This is a genomic window from Streptomyces sp. NPDC028308 (assembly GCF_055565855.1).
On sequence record NZ_JBVHTO010000006.1, the window covers coordinates 387388 to 399445 of the forward strand.

General features: G+C 73.7%; 10 protein-coding genes. 7 read left to right on the forward strand and 3 right to left on the reverse strand.

Annotation, left to right across the window (positions count from 1 at the left end; all coding sequences use genetic code 11):
- The first annotated feature begins 108 nt into the window (after nt 1-108).
- The 4 genes from hmgA to ACZ4VA_RS16265 all read left to right on the forward strand — a co-directional run bounded on the left by hmgA (nt 109) and on the right by ACZ4VA_RS16265 (nt 4840).
- Complete coding sequence (hmgA, locus tag ACZ4VA_RS16250) at nt 109-1461, forward strand: homogentisate 1,2-dioxygenase (protein WP_468081745.1); 1353 nt, start codon at nt 109-111, stop codon at nt 1459-1461.
- A gap of 49 nt (nt 1462-1510) precedes the next feature.
- Nucleotides 1511-2260, forward strand: a complete 750-nt coding sequence (locus ACZ4VA_RS16255; RefSeq protein ID WP_355791542.1) for a GntR family transcriptional regulator — start codon at nt 1511-1513, stop codon at nt 2258-2260.
- Nucleotides 2261-2309: 49 nt separating this feature from the next.
- Nucleotides 2310-3527: a type ISP restriction/modification enzyme gene (locus tag ACZ4VA_RS16260; protein WP_356174443.1), complete on the forward strand. Its 1218-nt coding sequence runs from the start codon at nt 2310-2312 to the stop codon at nt 3525-3527.
- Nucleotides 3528-3631: 104 nt separating this feature from the next.
- A complete protein-coding gene (locus ACZ4VA_RS16265; protein ID WP_355793691.1) occupies nt 3632-4840 on the forward strand; it encodes a CaiB/BaiF CoA transferase family protein in 1209 nt (402 codons plus the stop codon).
- A 32-nt stretch (nt 4841-4872) separates the two neighbouring features.
- On the opposite strand, the gene ACZ4VA_RS16270 is transcribed toward ACZ4VA_RS16265, so the two are convergent.
- The 3 genes from ACZ4VA_RS16270 to ACZ4VA_RS16280 form a co-directional block, all read right to left on the reverse strand.
- Entirely contained in the window at nt 4873-5142 is a 270-nt protein-coding gene (locus tag ACZ4VA_RS16270; protein WP_355793693.1) for a hypothetical protein, read from the reverse strand.
- A 115-nt stretch (nt 5143-5257) separates the two neighbouring features.
- Nucleotides 5258-6058, reverse strand: coding sequence for an anti-sigma factor (locus ACZ4VA_RS16275; protein ID WP_356174383.1), 801 nt, complete (start codon nt 6056-6058; stop codon nt 5258-5260).
- A gap of 49 nt (nt 6059-6107) precedes the next feature.
- Nucleotides 6108-6650 (reverse strand): sigma-70 family RNA polymerase sigma factor, encoded by a 543-nt coding sequence (locus tag ACZ4VA_RS16280; protein WP_356174380.1) that lies wholly within the window; start codon nt 6648-6650, stop codon nt 6108-6110.
- A gap of 252 nt (nt 6651-6902) precedes the next feature.
- Here ACZ4VA_RS16280 and ACZ4VA_RS16285 point away from each other — a divergent pair, with 252 nt between their 5' ends.
- The 3 genes from ACZ4VA_RS16285 to ACZ4VA_RS16295 all read left to right on the forward strand — a co-directional run bounded on the left by ACZ4VA_RS16285 (nt 6903) and on the right by ACZ4VA_RS16295 (nt 12043).
- The gene (locus ACZ4VA_RS16285; protein WP_355794138.1) at nt 6903-8429 is read left to right on the forward strand and encodes a DUF4331 domain-containing protein; all 1527 of its coding nucleotides are present in this window, start codon (nt 6903-6905) and stop codon (nt 8427-8429) included.
- A 642-nt stretch (nt 8430-9071) separates the two neighbouring features.
- Nucleotides 9072-10496 (forward strand): tetratricopeptide repeat protein, encoded by a 1425-nt coding sequence (locus ACZ4VA_RS16290; RefSeq protein WP_468081749.1) that lies wholly within the window; start codon nt 9072-9074, stop codon nt 10494-10496.
- Nucleotides 10493-12043 (forward strand): nickel transporter, encoded by a 1551-nt coding sequence (locus ACZ4VA_RS16295; RefSeq protein ID WP_356174374.1) that lies wholly within the window; start codon nt 10493-10495, stop codon nt 12041-12043. The genes ACZ4VA_RS16290 and ACZ4VA_RS16295 overlap by 4 nt, the downstream gene beginning before the upstream one ends.
- The last annotated feature ends 15 nt before the right edge of the window (nt 12044-12058 follow it).

Below are 12058 nucleotides of genomic sequence, written 5' to 3' on the forward strand. Positions count from 1 at the left end.
GGGCGCGGCTGCGGAGTGCGTCCCCCGCGCCGGGCGCCCGTCGCCTCTTGCGCGGGGAAACAGTGAATCCTACGGTGATGCATAGGAATCGGGAACGAGGGAGCGATCATGAGCGATGGGGGCACCGCCCGAGAGGGCGGGTTCGAGCGTGGGGAAGCACGGACGACCGCCGAGGGGCTGGCGTATCTCTCCGGATTCGGCAACGAGCACAGCTCGGAGGCGGTGCCGGGCGCGCTGCCGCACGGCCGCAACTCACCCCAGCGGGCACCGCTCGGGCTCTACGCGGAGCAGCTGAGCGGTACGGCCTTCACCGAGCCGCGGGCGCACAACCGGCGCTCGTGGCTGTACCGGATCCGGCCCTCGGCCGCGCACCCCGCGTTCACCCGCACGGACAACGGCACGATCCGCTCCGCCCCCTTCACGGAGACCGTCCCCGATCCCAACCGGCTGCGCTGGAACCCCCTGCCGGCGCCCGCCGCGGGCACCGACTTCCTCGCCGGCCTGTGGACCCTCGGCGGCAACGGCGACGCGGCCCAGCGCACCGGCATGGCCGTGCACCTCTACCACGCCGACGCCTCGATGGAGCGGGTGTTCAGCGACGCCGACGGCGAGCTTTTGATCGTCCCGGAGCACGGCGGACTCCTGCTGCGCACCGAGTTCGGGCTGCTGCATGTGGAGCCCGGCCATGTCGCGCTGATCCCTCGTGGTGTCCGCTTCCGTGTGGAGCTGCTGGACGGTTCCGCGCGCGGTTATGTGTGCGAGAACTATGGGGCGCCCTTCCAGCTGCCCGACCTCGGCCCGATCGGCGCCAACGGCCTGGCGAACGCCCGGGACTTCCTCGCCCCCGTCGCCGCGTACGAGGACGTGGAGGGGCCGGTGGAGGTGGTCAACAAGTTCTGCGGCAACCTCTGGACGGCGACGTACACCCACTCCCCGCTGGACGTGGTCGCCTGGCACGGCACCCATGTGCCGTACGTCTACGACCTGCGTCGTTTCAATGTGATCGGCACCATCAGCTACGACCACCCGGACCCCTCGATCTTCACGGTGCTGACCTCGCCGACCGACACGGCGGGCCTGGCCAACGTGGACTTCGTGGTCTTCGCGCCCCGCTGGCTGGTGGGCGAGGACACGTTCCGGCCGCCGTACTTCCACCGGAACGTGATGAGCGAGTACATGGGGCTCGTGGAGGGCGCCTACGACGCGAAGGCCGAGGGCTTCGTGCCGGGCGGCGGTTCGCTGCACAACATGATGTCGGCGCACGGCCCGGACCGGGAGACCTTCGACCGGGCCGGCGCCGCCGAGCTGCGCCCGCAGAAGATCGACGACGGTCTCGCCTTCATGTTCGAGACGCGCTGGCCGGTGACCGCGACGGCACAGGCGGCCCGCGCGGAACACCTGCAACACGGCTACGACGACGTGTGGCAGGGCCTCGAACGTCACTTCCGCCCGGCGGACTGACCGTCACCGCCCGTTGCACTGAACGCCCGCGACCGGTACGGATACCCTCGTGACCTCCTTCGCCCCGGACTCGATCGTCCTGAACCGCAAACTGCCGCTCTGGTATCAGGTGTCGCAGTCCCTGCGCGCCTCGATACTGGGGCGCTCCGCGCAGGACCCGCTCCGGCTGCCCACCGAGGAGCAGCTCGCGGTGCACTACGGGGTGAGCGTGCTGACCATGCGCCAGGCGCTCAAGGAGCTGGAGACCGAGGGGCTCATCACCCGGCACCGCAGGCGGGGCACGTTCATCGAGCCGAGCGCGCAGCGGGGCGCTCCCGTGCGGCTGCTCGGCTCGGTGGACGCGATCGTGGCCCAGCAGTCGGGGATGCGGACGGAGCTGCTGGCCCACGGCACGGAGGCCGTGCCGGCCGAACTCGCCGAGCACTTCCCGGATCTGGCCGAGGTGACGGCGTACCACCGGCTGCGCAGCGACGAGAAGACGGACGAGCCGACCAACCACGCCCGCAACTACGTCCGTCCGGAGCTGGCGGCCCTCATCGACCCCGAGGACCTGGTCCGCTGGCCGATGACGAAGGTGCTGCGCGACGTGGTGGGCGTGCGCATCAGCCGGATCACCGACACCGTCGAGGCCCGGCTCGCGGACCCGGAGACGGCACGGCTGCTGCGCGTGCCGCTGCTGAGCCCGATCCTGCACTACACGGGCGTCGTCCACGGTGAGGACGGGCGCGCCCTGGACGTGGCCCGCATCCACTACCGGGGCGACCGCTTCTCCTTCACCGTGACCCTGGACGCCCACTGACCGGCGCCGTCCTCCGTGCCCGGACGGCGCTGTGGACCCACGTCGTACGATGCGGTGCGTGACGCACGACGACGCTCCGCTGCTCGCGGACCTCATGCCGTGGTCGGTCGCACCCGTGCGGCCGGGCCGGGGGTGGCCGACGGCGCCCGACCCCGCGTCCCTGAAGGCCCGGTGGAACGCCCTGCTGAAGGCGCAAGGGCCGGACCGCGAGGCGTTGTTCGGGCCCACCCGCTCGCGCACCCTGCACTCGGCGGTGGCCCAGCTGCCGGGGCAGTCCAGCGGGACGGGCCGGCTGGCACGGGAGTCGGGGCCCTGCCCCGAGCCCGTACGGGTGCTCAGCGGTCCCTTCGACGAGCAGTGGCTGATACCGGACCACCGGCTGATCGACGCGGCGCGTCCGGAGCTGTGGCGGGTGGCCGACGAACGGCAGATGTTCGCGGTCGAGCAGCCGCTCGTGCCCGAGCCGTCGGGTCCGGCGCTGCTGGTGTCCTCCGTGCTGCCGGTGGGCGCCGGACGCGGCGGGCGCGTCCGCCCGCTGTTCCGCCGCCCCGGCGGTCTCGAACCGAACCTGGCGCCGGGCCTGCTGGACCACCTCGCCTCCCGCCTCGGTCACTCCCCCGGCGCCCTCGACGTCCTCGCCTGGTCGGTGGCGGTGGCCCGTCCCGGCCGGGACGGCTGCGCGGTGCCGCTCACCGGTGACGCCGATGTGTGGGAGCGGGGCGTGGAGCTGGGGCGCCGGATGCTGTGGCTGATGCGCCGCGACGGCGAGCGCCCCCGGCTCCCCGGCGGCCGTCGTCCCTACGTGCGCGCCCCCCTTCCCGGGCTGCCCCGCGCCCGGGTCCGCTCGGGCGCACCTGCTCCCGCCCTCGACCTGCGCTACGACCGCGACGAGGAGGTCCTGCACGTGGACGAGGGCCGGATCTCCCCCGTCCCGCCCGAGGCCTGGGACTTCGAGGCGGGCGGTGTGCGGGTGCTGGAGCGGTGGTTCACCGTCAGGACCGAACCGCCCGAGCCGGGCACCCTGGAGGCGATCCGGCCCACCGCCTGGCCGCAGGCCTGGACGTCCGAGGTGCTGGAGCTCGTCACGGTCCTGGCGCTGCTCGCGGAACTGCGGCCGCAGCTGGCCGAGTTGACCGTTCGGTCGCCGGTCACCCGGAGCGAGCTGCGCGGGGCGGGCGTGCTCCCCGTGCCGGACGCGGCCCGCAGACCCGCGTCGGTCCTGGACCACCACGAGGAGGGCCCCGACGGGCAGTTCGCGTTGATCTAGCGGGTGTGCCGGCGTTCCCCGGATGAAGGCGGCGGCGAGCCGCGGTAGGCGGCCACGTACGGCTCCGGCCACACCGCGCATGACAAAGGCGTCGCGGCCGGGACATGATCCGCGGCATGCAGCCACTTCCCCTGCCTCTGGAAGGCATCACCGTCGTCGCCGTCGAGCAGGCCGTCTCGGCCCCCTTCGCGACCCGTCAGCTGGCCGATCTCGGCGCCCGGGTGATCAAGGTCGAGCGGATCGACGGCGGGGACTTCGCCCGTGGTTACGACACCGCGGCGGCCGGTCTCGCCTCGCACTTCGTGTGGTGCAACCGGGGCAAGGAGTCCATCGCCCTCGACCTGAAGGACCCACGGGGTCTCGACGTGGTGCGGCGGCTGGTCGCGGACGCGGACGTCTTCGTGCAGAACCTCGCCCAGGGAGCGGCGGCCCGGCTCGGCCTGGACGCCGCCACCCTGTGCGCGGCGCACCCGCGGCTGGTCGCCGTGGACATCTCGGGGTACGGGTCGTCGGGTCCGTACGCGGACAAGCGCGCCTACGACATGCTCGTGCAGTGCGAGGCGGGCCTCGTGTCGGTGACGGGGACGCCGGAGCAGCCCGTGAAGGCGGGGATCCCGGCCGCCGACATCGCGGCGGCCATGTACGCCTTCTCCGGGGTGCTGGCGGCGCTGGTGCGGCGCGGCACGACGGGACGCGGCGGTCCGGTCCAGGTGTCGATGCTGGAGGCGCTCGCGGAGTGGATGGGACACCCGCTGCACCACGCGATGCACGGCGGCACGCCCCCGGCGCGCAGCGGTCTGGCGCACGCCGTCATCGCCCCCTACGACGCCTATCCGACGGCGGACGGGGGGCGGGTGCTGCTGTCGGTGCAGAACGACCGGGAGTGGCGCAGGCTGGCGGAACAGGTCCTGGGGAAGCCTGAGTTGGGGACCGATCCGGCGTACGCGACGAACGCGGCGCGGGTCGCGCACCGGGAGGGGACCGACGCGCTGGTCGGCACGGCGCTGGCCGCGCTGACGGCCGACGCGGCGGTGGCCCGGCTGGAGGAGGCGGGCATCGCGTGCGCACGCCTCAGGGACGTACGGGAGCTGGCGGAGCATCCGCAGCTGGCGGCCAGGGACCGGTGGCGGGAAGTGGAGTCACCGGTGGGGCCGTTGCGGGCGCTGCTGCCGCCGATCGATCTGCCGGGCGGGGACGACGCACGGATGGGAGCCGTACCCGCGCTCGGGGAGCACACCGAGGCGCTGCTGCGTGCCGTGGGGATGACGGACGATGAGATCGCAGCACTGCGCCGGGACGGTGTGACCGCCTGAGCGCGGGTCGGGAACTGCCTGACCCGCGCTGCTCAGCGACCGCCGAACAGGGAACGGCTGAGCCGCCGCAGCGGGGCGAAGAGCGAGACCCGCCTCACCCGTGCACCCAGACCACTGCGGTCGTGCGCGGTGTCACGCGCGGTGAGTTCACGCATCAGCGACGTCGCCTCGAGCGTCTCGCGCTGCGGGATGGCAGGACCACCCAGCACCGCCAGATGGCGGTCGAGGCGCGAGCTGGTCGCGCTGCTCCCACACGTGATCGCAGGGACTCGAGCCCTGCTGCGCACTGTTATCTGTTCCATGTCACTCCCCACCCATACGAGGGCACCCGGCCCGGGCAGGCTAACCCTATCGCTCCCTCATGGCACTCGTGTATCGCGGGCACAGGATTCACCTACCCCGTAAGGGCGTTGACGATTACTCTCCGAATCCGACAGATTCCAGGGCGAGTTGGACAACTGGCGTGGTTGTGGGCTGCGGTGAGCCCCCGTCGGGTTCGACGGTCACAGCGAGTGAGGAGGCCGCCGTGTTCAGACCGCTCGCCACCAAGGGCGTGTCGCCTTGCAGCAGGCCGAGGGAGCGTGGTTGCACGCCGGGGCGCATGAGCCACAGTTGATGCACGCGCCCCCCGGACGGCGTGCCGAGACCGCTCACGGTGACGACCGCGCGCCGTTGCGCGGCGGAGGCGACCACGCCGATGCCGCGTCCCCGTCCGTCCCGGTCACCCGTCGCACGGGCGTCCGGAGCGGCGAGAACGTGCGCGATCTCACGTGCCTGGGCGCGTTCCTGGTCCAGTTCGTCCTGGGTCCGCGTCGCCTGGACCGCGAAGAGGGAGGCGACGACGAGCGCGGCGGCGGCCGTGGCGGTGGCGAACGGGGCGAGCAGCGGGCGGAAACCGGGGGTCCGCGCCCGAGTGGGGCGGCGGGCCGCACGCGCGCGCTGCGGGCCGGGGTCCGCGTGCCCGCCGGGCGGCTCCTGCGGGGTCGTGCGTACGGCCGTGAGGACCCGGTCCCGCAGCGCGGGCGGCGCCGGGGCCGCCGTCGACCAGGCGAGGCGGACGGCGTCCTCGGTCAGCGCACGCACCTCGGCGGAGCAGCGGTCGCAGTGCCGCAGATGGCGTTCGAAGCGGCGCCGTTCGTCGGGTTCGAGGGCGTCCAGCGCGTAGGGCGCGGCGAGTGAGTGCAGGTCGCGGCGGAACAGCCGGTCGAGGAGGCTCATGCGACGCCTCCCGGACGGGCCGGGGCGTCGCCGGCGGGTATCGGGACGCTCACGCGGCACCTCCCAGGCAGTCGCGCAGCCGGGTCAGTCCGTCGCGCATACGGGTCTTGACGGTGCCGAGCGGCAGGGAGAGCCGTTCGGCGACCTCACGGTAGGTGTAGCCGTCGTAGTAGGCGAGGGTCACGGACTGGCGCTGCAGGGCGGTGAGCCGGTCGAGACAGCGGCGCACCCACTCCCGTTCGAGTCCAGCCTCGACCTCCTCGGCGACCTGGTCGAAGGCGGGCGCGTGCGCGCGCCGTCCCTCGCGCTGCTCGCGCTCGGTGGCGGCCCGGGCGCTGCGCACCCGGTCGACCGCGCGGCGGTGCGCGAGCGTGAGGATCCACGACAGGGCACTGCCCCGGCGGCGGTCGAACCGTGCGGCGGAGCGCCAGAGTTCGAGCAGCACCTCCTGCGCGACCTCCTCGGTCTGGGCCGGGTCCCGCACCACCCGGCGCACCAGACCGAACACCGGCCCGGACACCAGTCCGTACAGCTCCTCGAAAGCCTTCTGATCACCTCCGGCCACGAGCACCAGAAGTTCGTCCGCCTCCACCCCTCCCCCTCTCCGGCCGCGTACGGCCCGTGACTTCACCCATGTGTTCGCGGCGCGCGCGCCTCCGGATGGGTTACGGATCGCCGCGGTGAAAACGCGGGTCCCCGGGCGACGAAACCTGCGCGATGCGTGGGCGGCCCGCTGAGTCGTGCGGCGAAAGCCCACGTAAGAACGTTTGGGATTCGACCAATCCACCCCGGCGACCGCTCCGAATGGCGTGCGTCAGGCAAGTTGGACTTGAGGACGGACGGCATGACACCTATCTCCAGGAGTGGCGTGGGACGCAGGAGTTTCGCGACCCTCGTCTGTGGCGCGCTGGCAGCCGGGGGGCTCACAGCCGCCGGTGTGAGCGTGCTGGAACCGGGGGCGGCCGCCGCCTCCAGCCACCGGGAGGCCCCCCTGATCTCGGGGCAGCCGCAGTACGACAACACGGACGTGTACGCGTTCGTGAGCCCGGACAAGCCCGATACGACGACGATCGTGGCGAACTGGATCCCCTTCGAGGAACCGGCCGGCGGACCCAACTTCTTCACCTTCGCCGAGGACGCCCAGTACGACCTGCACATCGACAGCGACGGTGACGCGCAGGGCGAACTGGTCTACCGCTACACCTTCAAGACGCACCGCAAGAACGGCGACACCTTCCTCTACAACACGGGTCCGGTCACCAGTCTCGACGACCCCGACCTGAACATCACGCAGACGTACGACATCGACCTGCTGCGGCTGCACGACCAGAAGCTGGTCTCCCGCACCAAGGTCGCCGACGACATACCGGTGGCGCCGTCGAACGTCGGCAAGGCGTCCATGCCGGACTACGGCAAGCTGCGCGACCAGGCGGTCTACAAGCTCGCGGGCGGTTCCACCACGTTCGCCGGTCAGGCGGACGACCCGTTCTTCCTGGACCTGCGCGTCTTCGACCTGCTCTACGGCGGCGACCTGTCCGAGGTGGGCCGGGACACGCTCAAGGGCTACAACGTCAACTCCATCGCCCTCCAGGTGCCGACGGAGATGATCCAGGAGTCGGCCGAGCAGCCGATCGTCGGCATCTGGTCCACCACGCAGCGCAGGGACGCCCGCGGGCACTGGACCCAGGTCTCCCGGCTCGGCATGCCGCTGGTGAACGAGGTCGTCAACCCGCAGAAGGACAAGGACCGGTTCAACGCGTCCGCGCCCTGGAACGACGCCGACTTCCTGAAGAACGTCACCAACCCCGAACTGCCCAAGCTCATCGAGGCGATCTACAAGATCAAGGCGCCGGCCGAGCCGAGGAACGACCTGGTCGACGTGTTCCTGAAGGGCGTCGAGGGCCTCAACCAGCCCCCGCACGTCCGGCCCGCGGAGGAGCTGCGGCTCAACACGTCGATCAAGCCGGCCGAGCACCCCAAGCGGCTCGGTGTGCTCGACGGCGACAACGCGGGCTTCCCGAACGGGCGCCGGCTCACCGACGACGTGATCGACGCCTCGCTCCAGGTCGTCGAGGGCGAGCTGGTCGGCTCCAAGAACGATCTGGGCGACGCGGTCGACAAGAACGACAAGAAGTTCGGGCACTCCTTCCCGTACCTGGCCAAGCCGACGTCGGGCTCACGCGGGGCGACCGCCAAGAGCGGCAACAGCGTGCGCAACCAGCTCGGCGGCGGGCTGGTCCCGGCGGGCGCGGACGGCGGCACCGACACCGTGCTGATCGCGGGGTCGGCGGCGGCCGGTGCGGCCGGCTTCCTGCTCATCGGCACCGGGCTGATGTGGTGGCGCCGGCGCATGCACAACCGGGCCTACTGACCCGGCACACCGACCGGCGCGGCCCGCGTGAGCCCATCCCCCACGGCGCGGGCCGCGCCCTCCCACCCCCACGACGACCGTCACGGCCACGGACTCCTAGGAGAGGGCATGTCCCCGGGTACGAACGAGAGCGCGCCGACGGACGTCGGCGACGACGGCCTCCCCGCGAGCGGCGGCACCACCGGTGCCCCGGCGGGCCCGACCCCGGGGGCCGGCGAGGCGACGGGTACGGGTACGGGTACCGAGACCGGTACCGAGGCTGATGCCGGTACTGAGGCCAGTACCGGTGTCGGTACCGAGACTGATACCGGTACCGAGGCCAGTAGCGGTGCCGGTACCGAGGCCGATACCGGTACCAACGCTGATGCCGGTACTGACGCTGGTACCGGTACCGAGGCCAGTACAGGTGCCGGTGCCGAGGCCGGTGCCGGTACTGACGCTGATGCCGGTACCGAGACTGGTACCGCGACCGACGCTGGTACCGCTACCGGCGTCGGTACCGCTACCGGCGTCGGTGCCGCTACCGGCGTCGGTGCCGGTGCCGGTACCGGTACCGGTACCGACGCCGGTGACGGCGACTCGCACGCTGCGGATACCGGTACCGCGGCCGGCGACACGGCCCCTGCCGACGGCGACGGCGGTGTGCGGGCCGTGCCGGCGGGCGTCCCCTCGGGGGCCGCCGGGGTGGCCGACGGCCGGGTGGTGGCCGTGCGGCGGGTGGCCGCGGCGGGACGGCGGTGGCGGGCGGCGCAGCTCACCGGCTGCGTCGTCGCCCTGGCCGTGGCCCTCACCGCGGGCGGCGTGGTCCTGGGCGCCCGCGACGACCGTACGGCGCCCGTGGCGGCCGTACCCGGCACCGGGGTCTCGCCCCAGCTGCTCGCGAGCGCGGACCTCGACGCGGGCATCCGCTCCCTCCAGGCCCATCTCCGGTCGCAGCCAAGGGACTTCGGGTCCTGGGCGACCCTGGGACTCGCCTACGTGGAGCAGGCCCGCACGAAGGGCGACCCCTCCCGCTACCCGCAGGCCGAGCGCGCGCTGGACCGCTCCCTGCGGCTGCGCCCCGACAACGACCCGGCGCTCGCGGGCCACGCCGCCCTCGCCGCCGCCCGGCACCGGTTCCCGGAAGCCCTGAAGTGGGCCGACCGGGCGCTCGCCGAGAACCCGTACAGCGAGCGCGCGCTGTCCTCCCGGATCGACGCGCTGGTCGAACTCGGCCGCTACGACGAGGCGTCCGAGGCCGCCGACCTGGCCGACTCCCGGCGTCCGGGAGTACCGGTGTTCACGCGGTACGCGTACGTGCACGAGCTGCGCGGCGACGTGAAGACCGCCCGCCGGGTCCTCGAACAGGCCCTGGGCACGGCGACGTCCCGCGGCGACGTGGCGTACGTGGCCACGGCGCTTGCGCAACTCGCCTGGAACCAGGGCGAGTACGGCCCGGCGCTGACCTACTACGACCGGGCGCTGGCCGCCGACGAGGCGTACCTGCCCGCGCTGGAGGGCCGGGCCCGCACCCAGGCGGCCACGGGCGAGAACGCGAAGGCGATCCGCGGCATGGAGGACATCGTCTCCCGCTCCCCGCTGCCCCAAGCCCTCACCCTGCTGGGCGAGTTGTACGAGGCGCGCGGCGGGAAGGGCGACGCGCGCCGGGCCCGCGACCAGTACGCCCTCGTCGACGCCTGGACCGCGCTGGCCCGCGCCAACGGCGTCAACGCCGACCTGGACACCGCCCTCGCCGCCGCCGACCACGGCGACCGCGCCGCCGCCCTCACCGCCGCCCGCGCCGAGTGGTCCCGCCGCCGCACCGTGCACACCGCGGACGCCCTCGCCTGGGCCCTGCACGTCAACGGCCGTGACGAGGAGGCGCTTCCGTACGCCCGCCGGGCCACCGCCACCGGCTACCGCAACGCCGCCTTCCTCCAGCACCGCGGCACGATCGAGCGTGCGACCGGCCACCCCGGACAGGCCAGGTCCGCGCTGTCCCGGGCCCTGGAGCTCAACCCCGGCTTCTCGCCGTCGGGCGCCCGCGCGGCCCGTGCGGACCTGAAGGCTCTCGGGGAGGCCCGGTGAGCTCCCGTACGGCCCTGCGCCGCGCGTTCGCCTCCGGCGCGGCCGTCCTGGCCGCCGCCTCCGCGCTGGTGCTCGCGGGCGGCGCGAGCGCGAGCGCGCACCCGCTGGGCAACTTCACCGTCAACCGCTACGACGGTCTCGTCACCGCCCCCGGCCTGCTGCGGATCGACCACGTCGAGGACCTGGCTGAGATCCCCGCGACCCAGGCCGGGCCGGACATCGAGCGGCTGGGCAGGACGACCTGGGCCCGGCAGCGGTGCGCGACGGCGGCCCGGGGCAGCCGCGTCACCGTCGGCGGACGCGCGGTCCCGCTCACCGTCGGGGCGAGCGAGGCACGGGTGCGGCCCGGGCAGGCGGGGCTCGACACCCTGCGCGTGGAGTGCCGGCTGACGGCGCCCCTTCCCGGGCGGGCGGTCGCCGTGCGCTTCCGCGCCGCCGTCGACTCCGGGCCCGGCTGGCGCGAGGTCACCGCGCGCGGCGACCGCACGACGCTCACCCGGTCCGACGTGCCCACGCGGTCCGTGTCCCGGCGGCTGACCGAGTACCCGAAGCGGCTGCTGTCCTCGCCCGCGGACACCGCGTCCGCGTCCCTGCGGGTCCGTCCGGGCGGCCCGGCGCTCGCCGGGGGCGAGGAGCGGGACGCGCCCGCCGCCTCCGTGCTGCCGCGTGGGGCCGACCGCTGGACGCGGGCCCTGGACGGGCTGGTGGCCCGGCACGACCTCACCCTCGGCTTCGCCGCGCTCGCCCTGGTCGTCGCGCTCGCCCTCGGCGCGCTGCACGCGCTGGCGCCCGGGCACGGCAAGACGCTGATGGCCGCGACCGCCGCCGCGCGCGGACGGGCCACCCTGCGTGACGTGCTGCCGCTCGCGGCGTCGGTGACGGTCACCCACACCCTGGGCGTGGTGGCCCTGGGGCTCCTGATCACCGCGGGCTCGGCCGCGGCGCCGTCCGTGATCGCCTGGCTCGGCGTCACCAGCGGCGTGCTGGTGACCCTCGCGGGCGCCTCCCTCGTACGCCGCGCCTGGCGCAACCGCGTACCCGCACACGACCACGGGCCCCACGACTCCCCGCATCACGCGCACTCGGAGGGCCACGCCCACGGGCACCACCACGCGCACGACGACTCCCCTGAACACGGGCACGGGCACGCCCACGGCCACGAGCACACCCACGGCGGCTTCACCCACACCCACCCCACGGCCCCCACCCTGCGCGGCACGATCCTCCTCGGCTTCGCCGGCGGCCTGGTGCCCAGTCCTTCTGCCGTCGTCGTGCTCGTGGGCGCGGCGGCGCTGGGCCAGGCCTGGTTCGGCTTCCTGCTCGTCCTGGCCTACGGCGCCGGGCTCGCCCTCACGCTGACCGCCGCGGGCTTCGCCGTGGTCAGGCTCGGCGGCGGGGTGGCCCGGATGCTGGCACGGCGCCCGCGGTGGACGGGCGGGCCGGTGGCGGCCCTGATGCGCAGGGCGGCACCCTTCGGTTCGGCGTGCGTCGTCGTGGCCCTCGGTGCCGGATTGGTGTTCAAGGGGGCGGCATCCGCACTCGGCTGAGCTACTTTTGGGAGG